The sequence below is a fragment of the Streptomyces sp. NPDC030021 genome, from assembly GCF_055574035.1.
Map to the genome: position 1 here is coordinate 95,095 of NZ_JBVIAH010000026.1, position 17,497 is coordinate 112,591.

Genomic DNA, 17,497 nt, shown 5'->3' on the forward strand with positions numbered 1-17,497 from the left:
GCTGCCGTCCCCCCCCCCCTCTCCCCCCCCCCCCCCCCCCCCCCCCCCCCCCCCCCCCCCCCCCCCCCCCCCCCCCCCCCCCCCGGCGGCAGGCGGTGCGGGGCAGCCTGCCGCTACTTCGGCCTCGGGGAACATCGGTACAGCCGTTGGCGCTGAGAACGATCATGGTCGGCTAGGACTTGTCCGGCCGATCATGTGCGGAGCCAGATGGTGAGGGCTGCGACGGTTGCGGTGCCGAGGTAGACGTAGCGGCGCTTGTCGTAGCGAGTGGCCACCGCCCGGTGCTGCTTCAACCGGTTGATGGCCCGCTCGACGGTGTTGCGTTTCCTGTACCGCTCTTCGTCGAAGCCCGGGGGCCGTCCGCCGCGTGAACCTTTGCGTAGGCGGGTGGCCCGACTGTCGGTCTTCTCCGGAATCGTGTGGCGGATGCCCCGGTGCCGCAGGTACTCGCGGCACGGCCCGTTGCTGTATGCCTTGTCGGCGGCGACGCTGTCGGGCTTCTTGCGGGGCCTGCCTGGTCCGAGCTTCGGGACGCGAATCTTTTCCAGAACGGGCTTGAACTGGGTGCAGTCCGCCCGCTGACCTGGGGTGACGATCAGAGACAGAGGGCGGCAGCGGCCGTCCGCGCTCAGGTGGAGCTTGGTGGTGAACCCGCCGCGCGAGCGGCCCAGGCCCTCACCTCCAGCACCACCTCCACCAGGCGGGCGTGCAAGCTCTGCCACGCTGTTTCGCCCTGGTGTTCTGGAACTTCGTCCCCCTTTGAGGCGGGTGCTCGCGGCGGGTCGGTGCGGGCGCCGGCCGCATGCTGATGAGCCCGCACGATGGTGGAGTCGACCGAGATGTCCCAGTCGATCTCACCCGCCGCATCAGCGGCGGCCTGAACCTGTTGGAGCAGTCGCTCCCATGTCCCGTCGCTCGACCACAGTCGGTGCCGTTCGTAGACGGTCTTCCACGGGCCGAACCGTTCGGGCAGGTCGCGCCACTGAACGCCGGTGCGCACCCGGTGCAGAATCCCGTCGATTACCTGCCGGTGGTCCCGCCACCTGCCACAACGCCTGTTGCTGACCGGCAGGAACGGCCGTAGCCGTTCCCACTCGGCATCGCTCAGATCGCCCCGCCCCATATCCACATCAACGACCCGGACCCACGCCCGTCACAAGATCACACGAATTCTGACTCTCAGTCCGCGACAAAGGGTGCGTATCCGACCGGCACCTCGCTCACCTCAAGGTCTGAGAAGACCAAGGTCAGATCATGAGCGTTGGTCTCAATGTGAACCTCATGGAAGTTGATCCCGACAGCCTTCGACCAGCGGAGGGCAGCCTCCGACTTGAGACGAAGCTCGGCTCCGTACAACTCGTGATGGTTCGCGCCCCAGACATAACCGTCGAGGTCGATGGCGGTTTCGCGGTCGAGTAGCCGCTCGTCCAAGGAATCCCGCCAGGTATCCGTGGACAGGAACGTCTCGCATCGGGCCTCGACGCAGTACCGGAAGAGATACCGCAGGTAGGTCGACGGGCTTTGGGGGCCGTCCCACACATTGATGATGACCTCGTAGTCGCGCATGTAGGTGGTGTATCCGTGGTGCACGACAACGGCTTCGATGGGCTCGTTCAGCGTCCGCTGAAGTTCTGCGGTGTCCATGCCGCACTTCTACCTCACTCGGCAAGCCCTTCGACAGCGAGATTCAGAGCGTTAGGCACTCGTCGGCTCAGAGATCGCCCGGACAAGTCCTAGCACGTCGGACGGGGGCTCCGCTGGGGTTCGCGGAAAGGTCGCCGGGTGGGCGCCGGTGCTGGCTGCGGTCCGCTTCGTGCCGGTGGAGTTTCTGACTGATGAGCAGGCCGAGGCGTACGGGAAGTTCGCCGAGGAGCCGACGAGGCCCGAGCTGGAGCGGTTCTTCTTCCTCGACGACGAGGACCGGAAGCTGATCGCGAAGCGACGCGGTGACCACAACCGGCTCGGCTTCGCCCTCCAGATGTGCACGGTTCGCTACATCGGGCTGTTTCTGGAGGACCCCTTGGCCGTGCCGTGGTCGGTGGTGGAGCACCTGGCCACGCAGATGGAGATCGAGGACGTCTCCTGCGTCAAGGAGTACACCGCGCGGTTGAAGACGGCGTACGAGCATGCGTGGGAGATCCGCGATGCGTACGGCTACCACCCGTTCGCGGACCACGCCCAGGGCCGGAGGTTCCGCGCGTTCCTGCACGGCCGGGCGTGGACGGCTCAGGCCGAGGGGCCGAAGGCACTGTTCGATCACGCGGTGGGCTGGCTGCGCCGGCACCGGGTGCTGCTGCCGGGGGTGAGCGTGCTGGCCCGCCAGGTCTCCGAGGTCCGCACCATCGCAGAGAGGCGCCTGCACACCACGGTCGCAAAGGCCGCCTGGCGGGCCGACCCGGCCCTGCCCGGTGACCTGGTGGCCACGCTGAAGACGCCGGAGGGCAGGCGGTACTCGGAGCTAGAGCGGATGCGCCAGCCCCCGACGCGGACCACGGGTACCGCGATGAAGGGCGCGTTGCAGCGGGTCGAGGACATCGCCGCCTTCCAGCTGGGCCGTTTGAAGCTGGAGCAGATCCCTCCGAACCGGCTGTCCGCGCTGGCCCGGTACGGGCTGGGCACCAAGGCGCCGAAGCTGGAGCGGACCCCGGAGCCCAAACGCACGGCGATGCTCACCGCGGTGATGCGCCACCTGGAGGCCAAGGCGATCGACGACGCCCTGGACCTGTTCGAGATCCTGATGGCCACCAGGCTGATCAGCACCGCGAAGCGGTCCACCGACAAGCAGCGTCTGTCCACGCTGCCGCAGTTGGAGAAGGCATCGCGGCTGGTGGCCAGGGCCGCGGCGGTGTTTATCGAAGAGCTGGAGCTCATCGAGCAGAGCGGCTGCGATGTGGACGTGGCCGCGCTATGGGCGGCGCTGGAGGAGGTCGCACCCCGGGCGGCACTGTCCAGCGCCGCCACCGTGGTGGTGAGCCTGGTCCCGGAGGACGACGGCACGGCGGAGACGGCGCTGCGCGGGGCGCTGGCGCTGCGCTACAACACCGTCAAGCCGTTCCTGTCGCTGCTGGGCGAGACCTCGGCGCTGGGTGCGGCGACCGGCGGGGCCCGCGTCCTGGCCGGGGTGAAGAGGCTGCCGGTGCTGTCGCGGCGGAAGGTGGGCGAGAAGCCGCTGCTGCCGCGGGAGGTCGACGACAAACTGGTGCCGGCGCACTGGCGCAAGGCCGTGTACGCGAACACCGAGCTCCCGCAGGGGGCGGTGGACCGCGACGCGTACGTGGTGTGCGTGCTGGAGCAGCTGTTCCGCGCGCTCAAGCGCCGCGACATCTTCGCGTCCCCCTCGCACCGCTGGTCCGACCCTCGCGCCCGCCTACTGGACGGCAAGGGCTGGGAGGCGGTCCGCGAGGACGTCCTGGCGGGGTTGAGCCTGGAGGAGGACGCCGAGGAACATCTGCGGGAGCTGACGGCGATCCTGGACGCGACGTGGAAGCAGATGGCGGAGCGCTTGGAGGAGGCCGGCACCGGCGCGAAGATCAGCATCGAGGTACAGCCGAACGGCAGGGCGAAGCTGAACGTGGAGAAGCTCCACGCGCTCGGCGAGCCGAAGTCCCTGGCCTGGCTGCGCGGCCGGGGTCGAGAAGATGCTCCCGAAGATCGACCTACCGGACCTGCTGTTCGAGGTGCACGCCTGGACCGGATTTCTGGACGCCTTCGTATACCTGGGCGACGGGAAGACCCGCATGAAAGACCTCACTACCTCGGTCGTCGCCCTGCTCGTTTCCGAGGCGTGCAACATCGGCATGACCCCGGTCATCAACCCGAACCACGAGGCACTCACCCGGGCCCGACTCGTCCACGTCGACCAGTACTACCTGCGCGCCGAGACCATCGCCGCGGCGAACGCCGCGCTGATTGAGGCCCAGGCCCGGGTGCCGATCGTCCAGCACTGGGGCAAGGGACTGCTCGCCTCCATCGACGGCCTGCGGTTCGTCGTTCCCGTCCGCACCATCAACGCCGCCCCCAGCCCCAAGTACTTCGCGAAGAAGAAGGGCATCACCTGGCTGAACGCCATCAACGACCAGGTCATCGGCATCGGGCAGATGGTGGTGCCCGGTACCCCGCGCGACTCGCTGTTCATCCTGGACGCGCTGCTGAACCTGGACGGCGGGGTGAAGCCGGAGATGGTCGCCACCGACAATGCCTCCTATTTAGTTACATGGACACCTTGCTCCTCGTTGAGGGCCGGGGGCGGCCGTACGGGCCGTCGAACGCGACGGTGGCGGAGGCGTCCATGCGGGTACAGGAGAACGGGTCATCCCGTGTCGAGCTGCTCGACGAGAGCGGCGAGCCGGTCGAGGTGGTCGCCGGGTTCCTGCGGTTCCTCGCAGCGAGGGATTGCTCGCCGAACACGCTCGTCTCGTACGCCTACGACCTGCGGCACCTGTGGCTGTTCTTCGCCAGCAGCGGTCTGAGCTGGGAACGCTTCGGCCCGCCGGACTCGATCGCACTGCTGGAGTATCTGCGCTCGGTGCCGTCGCGGCGCCCTCGTCGTCGGATGACCCTGTCGGTCGTGACCATGGACGCGGACGGGCCGGCGACCAAGCTGGCGGCGAGCACGGTGAACCGGATCCTGGCGGCCGTGTCATCGTTCTACGAGTACGCGATCTTGTCCGGGCTTTTGGACAGGGCAAACCCGTTGGAGAAGCGGCCGGACCCGGCGCTCGCGCGAGTCTCCGAGAGGCACCGCCCGTTCATGGGCCGGGCCAGCCGCCAGCGCCCGGTTCGCCGGGCCGTGCGGGTCAAGACCGTGCAGCGGGTGCCAAGACCGCTCTCCGATGACCAGGTCCAGGCTCTGCTGGCACAGCTCCGTGGGCCGCGGGACAAGGCGATCGTCCTGCTGATGCTCCACGGCGGCCTGCGGCCAGGCGAGGTCCTCGGCCTGCACTTGGACGACCTCGCCTACGGCCGTCGGCGGGTGGTGGTCCGTCACCGTGACGACCATCCCAAGGGCGCCCGATCCAAGTCTCGCTACGAACGGGTCGTCGACCTGCACGAGGCGGAGACCCTCGCTGCGGTCAGCGCCTACGTGATGGGCGAGCGCCCTGCTGAGGCCGATAGCCGGCTGGTGTTTCTGATCGGCGGGCGCGGCACCCGGCGTCTGGAGGCGCTGAGCTACGACGGACTGGTGCGGATGTTCTCCCGGGCCTGCACCCGGGCCGGGATCCGAGAGCCGTGGGTGACCCCGCACGCTCTTCGGCACACTCACGCGATCAGCATGTGGGAGGGCGGCATGCGGGAACTGACGCTTCAGAAGCGACTTGGCCATGCATCTCCAGAGTCCACGCGTATCTACACCAGGGTCTCCGACCCAGCCGTCGTCGCCGACTACCACAAGGCGCTCGACCAGCTGGGCCGCGGCGGAGCCAAGAAGTGAGGGCCGGACCGGTCTCCACCGCGGCGGCACGCGCGGTGGCGCCGCAGCGGTCGTGGCAACCCGCCCGGCACTGTCCCGAGGCCGAGTACCTCGCGTTCCTGAACGGACAGGACATCCACCCGGGCTACCGCAGTGCCAAGCTCCGGTACTACCGGGCGTTCATGGAGCGCTGGCCGAGCATGACCGACTGGTTCGCCGCCCCGCTGGTGGAACGGGTCGGCCGACTGCCCGGCGAACCCCACACCGCACCATCTTTCCCGGTCTCCTTCCAGGCCCGCCCCTACCTGCTGTTCCTCACCCTGCGCGGCCACATCGCGCTCGACTACCCGTGGATGCTCGGCGCCGGGCAGCTGCGGGTCATCGACCCGGCCGCCGAGATGGGGATCGACCTGGGCACGGCTGCCCTGATCAAGGAGGCCATCGCGCTCGGATACGCCGCAGGTTAGGCCCGGCAGGCGATGAACTGGACAGTCAGCCGGATCGCCCTACACGCCGGCCTCTCCCGGGCCGAGCACGTCACGGCTGGCTCAGGCAGAACGCTCCCAGCGTCTTCGCTGGTCTGGGCGGCCCGGGTAGCCCGACGGCCATCAGCGATGCTGAAGAGCGCATGGGGTTGAAGCTGCCGAGGGAGATGTCGCAGTGGCTTCTGGCCAACGACATCGGTGGTGAGCAGCCCCCCGACGCCGGTTCGTGCCTGGTGGCGCTGGGGTGTGAGGGAATCATCCCGAACGGCGGTCTCCTGCTGGGACTCACAGATATTCAGCGTGTCTACCTGCACATGTGGGGCTTGGAGAAGATGCAACCGTCAGCAGACCCCGAATCGGCCTTCTGGCGCCGGGAGTGGGTACCAATCGCCGCGGAGAGCGACGGCTTCTACGGCAGGTTCCTGGACGCACGCACCGGCACCGTCGGATCTTGGAGCGAGGGGCAGAACCCTGAGGAAGGTTGCTTCGCCTCACTGGCCGACTTCTTCCACGATGCGGCGGACCACCTCGAAGGGGTGTCCTCGGAGCATCCGAGGGGGACCGTCAGGGGCCCCTTGAGGGACAGCGGTCAGGAGGGCGAGGCAATACGGCTATGGGCCCGAGCGAACGGCTACCTCGTCAATGACAAGGGACGTATCCCTGCCTCCATCCGAGAGGCGTACGAAGCCTCACTGTGAGCACCAAGGCTGCCCCGTTGCTGAACAAGCCGGCGGCTCACACGCTGATTGGCGCCCTGGTTGGCTCCTGATGCCGTCAGTCCGCACCTTCCCCGCCGTCGTCGGCACACCGGATGATGATCAACTTGAACTGTCCACATAAACTCCGACATGGTCTTCGGCATCTTCAAGATGCTTGGCTACCGCTTCTCCCCGCGCTTCAAGGACCTCGAAGACCAGCGGTTCTGGAAGGCCCAGATGCCCGGAGCCGAGGCGGCGGGCGGGTACGGGCCGCTGGAGGCGCTGGCCCGCAACAAGGTCAACGTGAAGAAGGTCCTCACAGCCTGGCCGGACATGCTGCGGGTGGTCGGCTCCCTGGTCACCAACCAGGTCAGGGCCTACGACCTGCTGCGGATGTTCGGCTGTGAAGGCCATCCCACGCCGCTGGGGCAGGCGTTCGCCGAGTACGGGCGGATCGCCAAGACCCTGCACCTGCTCGCCGTCGTCGACCCGGTCGACGACACCTACCGCCGGCAGATGCACAAGCAGCTCACCGTCCAGGAGTCACGCCACAAGCTCGCCCGCGACATCTGCCACGGCAAGAAGGGCACCATCCACCAGGCGTACCGGGACGGGATGGAGGACCAGCTCGGCTCACTCGGCCTGGTCCTGAACACCGTGGCGCTCTGGACGACCCAGTACATCGACGCCGCTGTTGCCCAGCTCCGCGTCGAGGGACACGAGATCCGTGACGAGGACATCGCGCGGCTGTCCCCGCTCAAGCACAAGAACCTCAACGTCCTGGGCCGCTATAGCTTCACCGCTTCCATCCCGGCCGGCGGCGGCCTGCGTCCGTTGCGCGACCCGGACGCGGTCGAACTCGACGATGACGAGGAGGGGACGGAGGACTAGCTGTTGCGGCACACGAGGTCGTTGCCGATGGTTGACGCGGCGCTGCTTACCGCTGTGTCCATGTGGGTGTCCACGTATCGCTGTCGGGGCGGTCGGGCTGTGTGGAGGCGAGGTAGTCGTGGAGTGTGGTGAGTGCGGGGTGTGGGTTGTCGGGGCGCCAGATCAGTGAGTGCGGGTAGACGGGCGTCGGGTCAGTTACCGGGATACGGCGCAGACCATGGCTGGCGGGCCAGATGAGGCGGGTGTGCTCGCCCATGAAGGTGGCCAGGGCCGGAGTGTCGGCGATGGTGTCGAGGAGCGCGTCGGAGCCGAAGTTGGGTCCCGTCGCCTCGATGGTGAGGCCGAACTCGGCGACGAGGTCGTCGTAGTAGGCGGTCCACTCGGTACCGGGGACGATGCCGGGCATCCAGATCCGGTGCCCGGCGAGCTGGGTAAGGGGTACCGACCGGGCGCCCGCCAGTGTATGGGCGGGGCCGGTGAGGAGCTGGAGCGGTTCGTCGAGTACCCGGACGGACTCGATGTCCTCGGGAAGGGGCCGGCCAGGCGCGGCGACGGCGCGGAAGGACGCGTCGATCGCACCGGAGCGGATGGCGGTGACGGCCGTCTCGATGTCGAACAGCATCATCACGTCGAGCTCGATCTCCGGGTGCGCGCGGTGGAAGCCGCGCATCAGGCCCGACGCCGCGCCGCGCGAGTTGATCACGTCGACGCGCAGCGGACGGCGGCCAGTGAGCACGGAGGATACCGCGCGCTCGGCGACGCGCAGCAGCTCACGCGCGTGGGGCAGGAACGCCTGCCCGTCGATGGTGAGCTCGGCGCCGCGCGGGGTGCGGGTGAACAGCCGCACCCCGAGGCTGCGCTCCAGCGCGGCGATGCGCTTGGAGACGGCCTGCTGGGTGACCGCCAGCTCGGCGGCGGCCTCCTGGAACTGCCCCGTGTCGGCGGCGGCGACGAAGGTCCGGACGGTGTCGAGGTCCATGCCGATCCACCTTAGTGCACAACGATCAGTTGTGGCTCGATGGCAGATTGGTTGTTTGACCTGCTGCTATGCCGCCAGCTTTGCTCCTACTAGTCAACATCGGTTTGTTCAGGTGGGACATCAAGGGGTGCGCTGAGCATGGTGGGCAGGAGACGGTTGGGCCAGCAGTTCGGGTGGCTGTGGGCGGCGTATGGGGTCAGCGTGTTCGGCACGCGGCTCGCGTTCGACGCGTTCTCCCTGATCGCGATCCTCGTACTGCACGCCGGACCGACCGAGGTGTCGGTGCTGGCGGCAACAGGGCTCGCGGTGGGGGCGGTGGTCGCCGTGCCGCTTGGCCCGTGGGTGGAGTTCCGTCGCAAACGGCCCGTGATGGTCGCGATGGACCTGATCCGGTTCGTGGCGCTGATGAGTGTCCCCGCCGCGCACACACTCGGTCTGCTCAGTTTCGTCCAGCTGCTGGTGGTGTCCGTCGTCGTGGGCGCGGCCGACATCGCCTTCAGCGCTGCCAGTGGCGCGTACCTGAAGGCGCTCGTGCCGCCGGAGGACCTGCTCGTCGCGAACGGGCGGTTCGAGTCCACGACCTGGACCGCCACCGTGCTCGGACCGCCGGCCGGCACCGCCGCGATCGGGCTGTTCGGCCCGGTGACGACCGTGATGGCCGACGCGGTCAGCTATCTGCTCTCAGCTGTGGGGATCCGTGCGATCGGCGGCAGCGAGCCGCGCCCCGTGCGAACCGGCGCCGAGAAAGCGCGGCTCCGCACCCGTGACCTGCTCGAAGGGTGGCGGTACGTCCTGGGCCACCCTGCACTGCGTCCCATGTTCTTCAACACGGTGCTGGTCAGCGGCCTGATCATGGCTACCCTGCCGCTACTCGCCGTGCTCATGCTCGGCCCGCTCGGGTTCGCCCCCCTGGCAGTACGGCCTCGCGTTCGGCCTGCCCTGCGTCGGCGGCGTCATCGGCGCACGGCTGGCCCCGCGGCTCGTCTCCCGGTTCGGACGGCACCGGGTCATGCTCACCGCCGGGGCGCTGCGCGCGTGCTGGTCGATCGGCCTGGCCTTCGTCCGGCCCGGCGTGGTCGGGCTCGTGCTGGTCATCGTGGTCGAGTTCGGGCTGATCACTTGTATGGGCGTGTTCAACCCGGTGTTCGCCACCTACCGGCTCGACCGGACACCCACGGACCGGATCGCCCGCACCCTGTTGGCGTGGTCGGTCACCAGCAAGGTCTCCATCGCGGCCATGACCGGGCTGTGGGGGCTGCTGGTCGGCATCACCGGCCTCCGCACAGCGATCGGCGTCGCCGGTCTCCTCATGCTGGCCACCCCCTTCCTGCTTCCCTGGCACGACCACACGTCGCACCACGAGCGAGATCTGCTCCGGAGCCGAATGTGACACACCACTAATCGCCACCCGCCCGAACGCAGGATTTGGCCAGTCTGGCGATGGGCGTCCCGTCCAATCACTGGCTGCCCACGAGCAACTCTGCGGCGTGCCAGCTGCACTGCCGACGTTCTGATCACAGCCGCAGTCGCAGCGACCCTGCCGGCAATGCCCCTGCTCGACCTCCGTCTGAAGCTACTGGCTGGCATAGGCCACGACCAACACCACCAGCAAGGAGACTCGTGTGAGCACTGCCCCCGCGCTCGACCCCGCGCGCACCGCCCTTCTCGTCATGGACTACCAGCCCGCGACCCTGGCCCTTCTGCCCGAGAGCTGCGACCTCGAAGCCCTGCTGGCCCGCATGGAAGGTGCCATCTCCGACGTCCGCGTCAGCGGCGGCACCATTGCCTACGTCCGCGTCGGCTTCACCGAGGCCGACTGGGACGCGATCCCGGCCACCAACAAGTCCTTTGCCCCGCTGGCCCAGCACCGCCTCATGCACCACGAGGACCCTGCCACCGCCGTCCATGAGCGCCTGGCACCCCAGCACGGCGACATCATCGTGCGCAAAATCCGCTACGGCGGCATGTCCACCACCGACCTCGACGAGCAGCTACGCGAGCGCGAGATCACCACTCTGGTCGTCTCCGGCTTCAGTACCAGCGGCGTCGTCCTGTCTACCGTCATCGACGCGACCGACCGCGACTACCAGCTCTACGTCCTGTCCGACGGCGTCGCCGACCCTGACACCGAAGTCCACGACATCCTGCTGCATCGTGTTTTCCCCCCACGGGCCCACATCATCGACACCGCCGAGTTGCACACCCTGCTCGGCGCCGACTGACTCGAACCGCCGAGCCAATCCCACCCACGGCCACCGCACCCGCACTGCGCGGCGGCCGCCTGCCCCCTGGGCACCCTGGCCCAGCAGACCCCAGAGCCGCCTCGTGGGCCCGCCCACACAGTTGCGTCAACTGCTCCCGCACGCCGGTGGTCAGGGGCAGGCCGCGTTCCGCGAGGAATGTGTCCAGCGCCGCGATGAAGTGGTGGGGGGCGACCCTCTCGCCGCTCAGGTACCGCGAGAGGGTGGCAGGGGCGACATGTGCGCCGACCGCGATCTCCTTCTGCGTCCCGCCCTGAGCGGTGAAGCCGTGAACCGCAGCACGTAACGCGGCCGCGTACGCTGCCGCCGCCGGCCCGGCGCTCTTCGGTTCGTCCATCCCCGTGCCCCCCGTCGACCGTGCCGCGCGTGCGGTCTGGCGCTGGCCCGGATTCGACGATTGTCACGCACCGGTACGCGGCGTGAAAGCCCGTTCCGGCCAGCGGTGCTGACCTGCCGTTACCAGTTGTCCGGGAAGCGCTGTTCCCACTGCCGCACCGATCCGCCCGGGTCGACGCTCGATCTGTGGCCGCATCCGGCACCACATACGAGCAGAAACGAGGCATGACGGTGACCATGCTCCAGAACCTGCTGACAGGCTTCCTGACAGCATTGACCAGTGGCCTTGCCGCCACCCTGCCCACCTCACTCCAGAGCCCCGCCATACTCCTCGGCCTGGCCACCCTCACGGTCCCCGCACTGCGCGCCGTGTTGCGATACCGGCTGCAGGCCAAGGCCGTCGAGAAGGCCGCCACACACGATCTCCCCGCGCTCTTCAACGCCTTCGGCGTCGCTGAAGCCGACCCGGCCGACCAACAGCCGCCGCCACCTACCACCGAGCCGTGACGACACGAGGCGACGACGGCAGGGGCACGGTGGGGCGGGGGAGGGAGCAAGCCGTGCTGATGAGCAGCAGGCAGGCGCTTGTCAGCGTTCCTGCCCCGTAACTCGGGTGCTTTCAAGATCGTTGGCTGGGCATGAACAACACCAAGCGCGTACTGGCCGCTGTCGTGCTCGCGGGGGCCGCTCTGTCGTCCACGGGAACCGCAATGGCGGATCAGGGCGATAGCCAGGGCAACATCGGGAGCGTCGCACGAGACGAGTCGTTCAACTTCAACTCTCAGACTTTCGGCGACTCGGTCAACAACGGGATCGGCAATGTGATCAACGCGGTCGCCGATCTCGAAGGGACGGGTAACCAGCTCACCTAGAGACGGACCGTCTGCTGGGCCCAGACCATGCCCGCCCCGGCACGGCTGAGACTGTGCTGGGGCGGAGCCGTGTCCGTCACGCAGAGGGTGGGTGGGCGCGGGAGTGCTAGCCCCCGGGGCTCCGGTTTGCCGCGGGTGTCCGGGGCGGGTGTTCAGGCCGGCCGGGTCACTTCGCCCAGTCGATGCCGAGTTCGGCGAGTGCGGCGAGCTGCGCGGGGTCGAGCCGGTCACGGCGTTGCTTCTGGTTCGCCAGCCACACCCCCACGCGGCGGACGTCCCCATCGGGCATCTCCTGCACACCGGCGCGCCCCGGCAGGGCGCCCTCCCGTGCGATGTACCGGGCGAGGGCCTCAAGGCCTTTCTGGAACGCCTCGCCGCCCGCGCGCGGCCCGGACGTCGTTGCCGTCTTCGCCGAGGCCGTGCGGGCGCGTGGGGCCTTCTGGGGCTCTACGCCGAGTTCGCCGAGCCGGCGCTGCTGCTCCTCATTCAGCCGGCCCCAGTCCCGCCGCTGGGTGGCGAGCCACCGGCCGACGTCCTCGCCGTGCCGGGTGACACCGGGGACGACGGCCGTCAGCCGCGCCCCGCCGGCAAGGAGCTGGGTGAGGTAGGCGTAGTGCCGCTGCCAGTCGACCGTCCACCCCAGCACCGCCGGGTTCCAGTCGGGGTCGATCGCGGCGAGCAGGGCGGCTCGACGCTGCGCCCGGTCGGGGTCTTTGCCGAGCCCGCCGGGCCGGCGGACGTTGGTCAGCCACTGCCCGATCGCGATGTCGAGGATGGTGGCGCCCCGCGGGGCGGCGAGGGTGCCGTGCAGCTCGTAGTAGGCCCGCGCTGCGCCGAGGTTGGTCTCGAAGCCGGCGTCGGCGGTGTCCCAGACGATCCCGAGCTCCTCCAGCTCGGCCGCCCGTTCGCCGGTCATGGCCCCGGCCCGGTAGGCGCGCCGCTGGTCGGACAGCCACCGTCCGAGCGGGAACGCCCCCGAAGCCTCGACGTGCTCGTACGGGACGTCGAGACCGCCTTCCCGCTGCCGGTACCTGAGTGCGGCTTCGGCGCCGCGGCGCCAGTCCTGGCGTTCGGTGTTGATGACCTGGTAGGTGATCCACTTCGCGATGAGCGCGGGATCGCGGGGCGCGGCGAAGCGGAGCAGCAGCCGTGACTCCTCCTCACCCTCCTCGGGCACCTTCCCGACCGGCACGGACGGGTTTACGATACGTTTCTGGTTTTCCTGCGGAACGGCAAGCATTTCCACAGCCTTTTCATCGTGCGCCCGCAAACCCTCCAATACCCGAATAAGAGGGCGGTACGAGTTCGAGGAAAGCATGTCCTCAGGCTTCTCGTCCGCACCCAGAAACACGGGGACGATCAGCGTGGCCGTCTTGCCCTGACCAGGCTTTTGCCGCAGGGCGCGGCCGATGGCCTGGACGATGTCGACGGCGGATCCCTTGGGGTCGACAAGGGCTACCGAGTCCACGCTTCTGATGTCGACGCCTTCGCCCAGGACCTTGCAGTTGCTGAGTACGGCGCGGCCGGCCCTGCGTCCGAAGTCGGCGAGGACCGCCTGCCGGTGGGCGCCTTCGTGGTCCCCGCACAGCCACCCTGACCACACCCGCTCGGGATGCCGCCCCGGGTCCACCTTGTGCAGCCGGGCCGCCACCCGGGGCAGGCCGGCCGCGAAGGCCTCGGCTTCGATCGTGCGGTGGTGGAAGGTGATGGTGGTCTGCAGCCCGTGGGCGGCCATCGTCTCCAAGAGCGCGGTCTGCATGGCGGCGAGGCGCTCACCGCGGAGCTGCTCCTCGTACCGCCCCCCACCCACCAGCCGGTCCGGGGTGACGACGGGGTCGGTGAGCTCGGCGACCACGATCTGATACTTCGCCAACAGCCCCCGCGAGATCGCGTCCGCGAGCGACAGCTCGTAGACGACGGGCCCGAACACCTTCTCGTCGTCCATCGAGCACGCCAGCTCCTTCGGCAGCCGATCCCAACGCGGCCTGCTGACGTAGACCCGCCCCTCGGCCTCCGCCTCCTCGCTTGCCTCCTCCCCGGCGAGCCAGCGCGCCTCCTCCATCTCCCGCTCCTGGGCCCGCGTGCGCGGCGGCCGCTCCATCCAGATCCTGGGGGTCGCGGTCATGTACAGCCGGCGCATCGCCGGAATCACGTCCTGGCGGTGCACATCCGCCCACGCCTTCCCCGCCGACCCCGACGTCCGGTGCGCCTCGTCGACGACAACCAGGTCGAAGACGTCCATCGGCAGCCCGTACGCGCCCTCGTGCGCCTCAGCCAGCACCGGCAGCGACGCATACGTCGCGTACACCGTCACCGGGCCGCGCCCGTGCCACAGCCCCAGCTGCGGAGCCGACGTCGTCGTCCGCACGCCGAGCTGCCACAGCTGGGGGTCGTCCTCCAGCGAGCACACCGCGACCGCGGGCCCGGTGTGCCCGGCGAGCCGCCACTCCCGGACGGTCTGGGTGAGGAGATCCAAGGTCGGCAGGAGCACCAGGACCCGCCCGTGCCGGGCAAGCCGGAGCGCCGCCGCAGCGGCGATATGGGTCTTCCCGGTCCCGCACGCGGCCACCACCGTCGCCCGCAGACCCGCCTCCGGAATCCGCTTCCCCGGCGGAATGTCCAGCCCCTGGACAATCGCCTCCACCGCCTCCTCCTGATGCGGCCGCAGCACGATGTGACCCGTCTTCTGCATTCGAAGCTCCACGGAATTTCAAGCAGCGGTGAACCCGCCGGAAGGAGACGGCGATGTTCTCGGGTTACTACACAGTGCATCATATCGATACCCTGGCCGATGCGACCTTGCTCCGGGAGATTCGGGGTACGCCTGTGACAGTGCGGTGGGGGCAGGCCTGCCGGGTCCGGGTGCGTCGAAATGTGTCGAAGGAGGGTTTTCGGGGAGGGAAGCACGGTACAGCGGAATGAGCCGATGGAAGGGGGAGCCGATGGGGTCAGCGTTAATCACCCTTGCGGCTGCTGTGGCGGGCGGCCTGATCACACTGATCTCGGTGCTGCTGACGCAGCGGAGCGCGGAACGCCTCCGCAGAGAGGAGCATGAACGTGCGGACCGGCACCGGCTGGAGGACCGGAAGCACGCGCGGGACAACCAGCTCCTCGAGGGACGTAAAGCGTCCTACGCGAAGATGAACGCAGCAGCTCGTACGGCAAGAGACGCACTGGTCTCATGCAGTATCGAACTCCGGGAGACCGGGGGAGCCGAGCCGGGGACACTCGCCACCCTGGACAGTGTCTGGGCAACCTACGTCTCACAGCACGCAGAAGCCCACATGACCGTGTCCGATGAGGTACTCGACGCGCTGGGGTCGGTGAACGGCTCTCTTCGACAGATGTATGGCCTGGTGCAGAAGCTGTGCAAGGGCACCCCGGACCGGGAAGCTGCCATGGGTGAGCTGGAAAGACGCACGGGTGAGTTGTGGGACCGGCTGACCTTTCTGCGGGATGAGATGCGGAGAGACCTCGGCATCACCTCCAGCACACGCCACCCTGACCTGCTGCAGGACCCCGGCTGGCTCCCCGCCCAGAATCTCAATCAGAGCCCGCCACCCCCTTCCCCGTAGCCAGGCGCCCGCCTTCGGTGGGCTTCGGCCATGATCAGGGGGATGAACTATGAACCTGATCTTTCGAGCGAGTCCGCGGTGCGGAGGGTGCAGCACATGCGATGGAGGCTCGGCGGGGCCGGCTGGGCGAGTTGGCTGTGGTCGGTGGAGGACGAGGAGCTGCGCGCCGCTGCCTCGTACGCGATGCAGCCCGAAGCCCTGGGCGACTTCATGGAAACCGTTCGCGATCTCCTGCTCGGATGCAAGGCGACGTTCGTGACGTTGTGCGACGAGCCGAACGGCACGAGAGTCTTTTTCAACCAGGATGGGGAGGAAGTCTTCGTGCAGGTCGTGAGTTACCCCTACCTGGGGGAGCCGGCGGACTGGTGGGCGGACGCGAAGCTGGTGTGGGCCGGACGGGTCTCCAGCCAGGAGTTCGTGAGGGCTTTCATGCGCATGGTGGAGGAGCTGCTTTCGGAGTACGGCCCGGACGGGTACAGGCGCAACTGGTGTCACGCCTTCCCCGCCGAAGAGTGGGCAGCCCTCCAAGCGGCGTACACCCCCCCGACTAGCCGCTACTGCCAGCGGGCCCAGGACCTGGAGGCGAAGCCGGAAGGGCCAGGGGTGGGAGCGTCAGCGGACACCCCAACAGGCCGGAGGCCCGTCGATGCCCGCGCTTGCGCGGGCATCCGGAGGCGCATCAGCGCCACCGCGTCCGGAGCTTGGCTGGTGCGCAGCAGGGAGTTGGCCAAGGTGCAGTTGGACCGGTTGGAGGAAGAGGCCTGGAGAGAGTAGGTGTAGTGCCGATCCTGGCCGGTGGCCCGCCCCTCTGAACAGGCACGGAGTGGCTTGCCCGTTAGCTGGCGGCTTCCGAGGGTCAGTAGGTTCCGTCATTGCCGTCGTAGGTGGGGCCGGGGTTGCTGCCCCATGTGCCGTCCTGGGGTCCGCCGCTTGCTCCGATGACCCAGAAGCCGGTCAGTGAGATGACTGCGGGTGCCGCGGCCAGGGCTTTGATCCATTTTCCCAAGGCGTCTTGGACGCCTTGGGCGGCAGGGCTGAGCATGATGACGGCGACGGCAGCCCATATCACCACGCATAGTGTCGTGCTGATGATCGTCCATCGCTTGATTCGGCTCATGGCGCCCCCACTCGTTCTCATCCCATCTGCCGGTCCATCATGCAGGCGCCGGCAGAAGAAGCCAGCCCGAGGGTCACCACTGCTGCCAGCTGGCCCGCGTCAGCGGGCCCAGGTCCTAGAAGCGGCATCTGAAGGTTTCAGGTGGGGGTGGTGACGTTGGGCGGGGGGCGTGTCATCGTCATCTAGCTTGTTTTGGGACTGACTTGGGGAGGGTCAATGGGCGGTCTGCCTGTGGTGCTGGGTTTTGCGGTGGTGTGGTTATTGATCGCGTTGGTTCCGATGCGGAGTCCTTCCGCCCGTAGGGCTTGGGGGAGGGGTGTCCTGGGTGTTTCTGTTCTGATCGTGCTGGTCGCGGCTCTTTTCGGTGCTTCGGCGGATGTGGGTATCGGCTATGAGGGGCCGTCGCCTGTGTTGCTGGCGACGCTCGGGGCAGCGATCGTTGTGGCGCCTGGTGCCATTGCCGCGCTGGTGCGCAGCGGCAGAAACAGTTAAGGCTCCCTGCCCTGGCAGGGAGCGGATATCGCCCTGGGACGGTCTGTCGGATGCGGCCGCGTCACGGTCGCATCCGTGCAGGACAGCACCCGGGGCATGCACTCGACAGTCGACCCCAGACACTCCTCACCGCTGCCAGCTGGCCCGCGGCAGCGGGCCTGGTCCTGGAGGCGGAGCCGGAAGGGCCTGAAGGGGTGGGAGCGTCAGCGGACACTCCTTCGATGTTCGCGCTTGCGTGAACATTTGGTGACGCGTCAGCGTCACCGGGCCGGCGCTTGCGCCGCCCTTTCTCTGGACGTCCGCTTGCGGACGTCAATTCCCGCGCTTGCGCGGGAATCTGGCCGTGCGTCAGCACGGCCCTCCGCTTGCGGAGGGCCTTCG

General features: G+C 68.4%; 14 protein-coding genes and 3 pseudogenes. 12 read left to right on the forward strand and 5 right to left on the reverse strand.

What is annotated here, in order from left to right:
* Window positions 1–191: 191 nt before the first annotated feature.
* Window positions 192–1,123 (reverse strand): IS5 family transposase gene (locus ACZ4YL_RS35895; RefSeq protein ID WP_468122172.1). Its coding sequence is split into 2 segments (ribosomal slippage): window positions 192–743 and window positions 746–1,123, totalling 930 coding nucleotides; the frame shifts between segments, so codons are not numbered across the junction.
* Between the two features lie 56 nt (window positions 1,124–1,179).
* Window positions 1,180–1,644 carry a YxiG-like protein gene (locus ACZ4YL_RS35900; protein WP_468122174.1) on the reverse strand — a complete coding sequence of 155 codons (465 nt, stop codon included), beginning with the start codon at window positions 1,642–1,644 and terminating at the stop codon, window positions 1,180–1,182.
* A gap of 169 nt (window positions 1,645–1,813) precedes the next feature.
* Here ACZ4YL_RS35900 and ACZ4YL_RS35905 point away from each other — a divergent pair.
* The 5 genes and pseudogenes from ACZ4YL_RS35905 to ACZ4YL_RS35925 form a co-directional block, all read left to right on the forward strand.
* Window positions 1,814–4,205: pseudogene (locus tag ACZ4YL_RS35905) on the forward strand (Tn3 family transposase); the annotation flags it as partial.
* Window positions 4,206–4,288: 83 nt separating this feature from the next.
* Complete coding sequence (locus ACZ4YL_RS35910; protein WP_468122175.1) at window positions 4,289–5,431, forward strand: tyrosine-type recombinase/integrase; 1,143 nt, start codon at window positions 4,289–4,291, stop codon at window positions 5,429–5,431.
* Window positions 5,428–5,877 carry a hypothetical protein gene (locus tag ACZ4YL_RS35915; protein WP_468122176.1) on the forward strand — a complete coding sequence of 150 codons (450 nt, stop codon included), beginning with the start codon at window positions 5,428–5,430 and terminating at the stop codon, window positions 5,875–5,877. The genes ACZ4YL_RS35910 and ACZ4YL_RS35915 overlap by 4 nt, the downstream gene beginning before the upstream one ends.
* Window positions 5,760–6,593 (forward strand): Lsr2 family DNA-binding protein, encoded by an 834-nt coding sequence (locus ACZ4YL_RS35920; RefSeq protein ID WP_468122178.1) that lies wholly within the window; start codon window positions 5,760–5,762, stop codon window positions 6,591–6,593. Before ACZ4YL_RS35915 ends, ACZ4YL_RS35920 begins: the two co-directional genes overlap by 118 nt.
* Before the next feature lie 144 nt (window positions 6,594–6,737).
* Window positions 6,738–7,484: pseudogene (locus ACZ4YL_RS35925) on the forward strand (Tn3 family transposase); the annotation flags it as partial.
* Window positions 7,485–7,530: 46 nt separating this feature from the next.
* Here ACZ4YL_RS35925 and ACZ4YL_RS35930 read toward each other — a convergent pair.
* Window positions 7,531–8,463, reverse strand: a complete 933-nt coding sequence (locus ACZ4YL_RS35930) for a LysR family transcriptional regulator (RefSeq protein WP_468122179.1) — start codon at window positions 8,461–8,463, stop codon at window positions 7,531–7,533.
* Window positions 8,464–8,601: 138 nt separating this feature from the next.
* Between ACZ4YL_RS35930 and ACZ4YL_RS35935 the strand changes: the two are divergent.
* The 4 genes and pseudogenes from ACZ4YL_RS35935 to ACZ4YL_RS35950 all read left to right on the forward strand — a co-directional run bounded on the left by ACZ4YL_RS35935 (window position 8,602) and on the right by ACZ4YL_RS35950 (window position 11,932).
* A pseudogene (locus tag ACZ4YL_RS35935) lies at window positions 8,602–9,853 on the forward strand (MFS transporter).
* Window positions 9,854–10,085: 232 nt separating this feature from the next.
* Entirely contained in the window at window positions 10,086–10,685 is a 600-nt protein-coding gene (locus ACZ4YL_RS35940) for a cysteine hydrolase family protein (RefSeq protein ID WP_468122181.1), read from the forward strand.
* A 600-nt stretch (window positions 10,686–11,285) separates the two neighbouring features.
* Window positions 11,286–11,567, forward strand: a complete 282-nt coding sequence (locus ACZ4YL_RS35945) for a hypothetical protein (protein WP_468122183.1) — start codon at window positions 11,286–11,288, stop codon at window positions 11,565–11,567.
* A gap of 131 nt (window positions 11,568–11,698) precedes the next feature.
* The gene (locus ACZ4YL_RS35950; RefSeq protein ID WP_468122185.1) at window positions 11,699–11,932 is read left to right on the forward strand and encodes a hypothetical protein; all 234 of its coding nucleotides are present in this window, start codon (window positions 11,699–11,701) and stop codon (window positions 11,930–11,932) included.
* 166 nt (window positions 11,933–12,098) lie between these two features.
* Here the strand turns inward: ACZ4YL_RS35950 and ACZ4YL_RS35955 are convergent, their stop codons facing one another.
* Entirely contained in the window at window positions 12,099–14,624 is a 2,526-nt protein-coding gene (locus tag ACZ4YL_RS35955) for a helicase associated domain-containing protein (protein ID WP_468122187.1), read from the reverse strand.
* A 226-nt stretch (window positions 14,625–14,850) separates the two neighbouring features.
* Between ACZ4YL_RS35955 and ACZ4YL_RS35960 the strand changes: the two genes are divergently transcribed.
* Both ACZ4YL_RS35960 and ACZ4YL_RS35965 read left to right on the forward strand, forming a co-directional pair.
* Window positions 14,851–15,507, forward strand: a complete 657-nt coding sequence (locus tag ACZ4YL_RS35960; protein ID WP_468122189.1) for a hypothetical protein — start codon at window positions 14,851–14,853, stop codon at window positions 15,505–15,507.
* A 42-nt stretch (window positions 15,508–15,549) separates the two neighbouring features.
* Entirely contained in the window at window positions 15,550–16,281 is a 732-nt protein-coding gene (locus ACZ4YL_RS35965) for a hypothetical protein (protein WP_468122191.1), read from the forward strand.
* Window positions 16,282–16,363: 82 nt separating this feature from the next.
* Here the strand turns inward: ACZ4YL_RS35965 and ACZ4YL_RS35970 are convergent, their stop codons facing one another.
* On the reverse strand, window positions 16,364–16,624 hold the full coding sequence (locus ACZ4YL_RS35970) for a hypothetical protein (protein ID WP_266478379.1): 261 nt from the start codon (window positions 16,622–16,624) through the stop codon (window positions 16,364–16,366).
* 216 nt (window positions 16,625–16,840) lie between these two features.
* Here ACZ4YL_RS35970 and ACZ4YL_RS35975 point away from each other — a divergent pair, with 216 nt between their 5' ends.
* On the forward strand, window positions 16,841–17,116 hold the full coding sequence (locus ACZ4YL_RS35975; protein ID WP_468122192.1) for a hypothetical protein: 276 nt from the start codon (window positions 16,841–16,843) through the stop codon (window positions 17,114–17,116).
* The last annotated feature ends 381 nt before the right edge of the window (window positions 17,117–17,497 follow it).

What these genes read in the sequence shown, in the direction of transcription:
- ACZ4YL_RS35900 (WP_468122174.1), bottom strand. Translation starts at nt 1,644, where the DNA reads ATGGACACCGCAGAACTTCAGCGGACGCTGAACGAGCCCATCGAAGCC.
- ACZ4YL_RS35910 (WP_468122175.1), top strand. Translation starts at nt 4,289, where the DNA reads ATGCGGGTACAGGAGAACGGGTCATCCCGTGTCGAGCTGCTCGACGAG.
- ACZ4YL_RS35930 (WP_468122179.1), bottom strand. Translation starts at nt 8,463, where the DNA reads ATGGACCTCGACACCGTCCGGACCTTCGTCGCCGCCGCCGACACGGGG.
- ACZ4YL_RS35945 (WP_468122183.1), top strand. Translation starts at nt 11,286, where the DNA reads ATGACGGTGACCATGCTCCAGAACCTGCTGACAGGCTTCCTGACAGCA.
- ACZ4YL_RS35950 (WP_468122185.1), top strand. Translation starts at nt 11,699, where the DNA reads ATGAACAACACCAAGCGCGTACTGGCCGCTGTCGTGCTCGCGGGGGCC.
- ACZ4YL_RS35955 (WP_468122187.1), bottom strand. Translation starts at nt 14,624, where the DNA reads ATGCAGAAGACGGGTCACATCGTGCTGCGGCCGCATCAGGAGGAGGCG.
- ACZ4YL_RS35960 (WP_468122189.1), top strand. Translation starts at nt 14,851, where the DNA reads ATGAGCCGATGGAAGGGGGAGCCGATGGGGTCAGCGTTAATCACCCTT.
- ACZ4YL_RS35965 (WP_468122191.1), top strand. Translation starts at nt 15,550, where the DNA reads ATGAACTATGAACCTGATCTTTCGAGCGAGTCCGCGGTGCGGAGGGTG.
- ACZ4YL_RS35970 (WP_266478379.1), bottom strand. Translation starts at nt 16,624, where the DNA reads ATGAGCCGAATCAAGCGATGGACGATCATCAGCACGACACTATGCGTG.
- ACZ4YL_RS35975 (WP_468122192.1), top strand. Translation starts at nt 16,841, where the DNA reads ATGGGCGGTCTGCCTGTGGTGCTGGGTTTTGCGGTGGTGTGGTTATTG.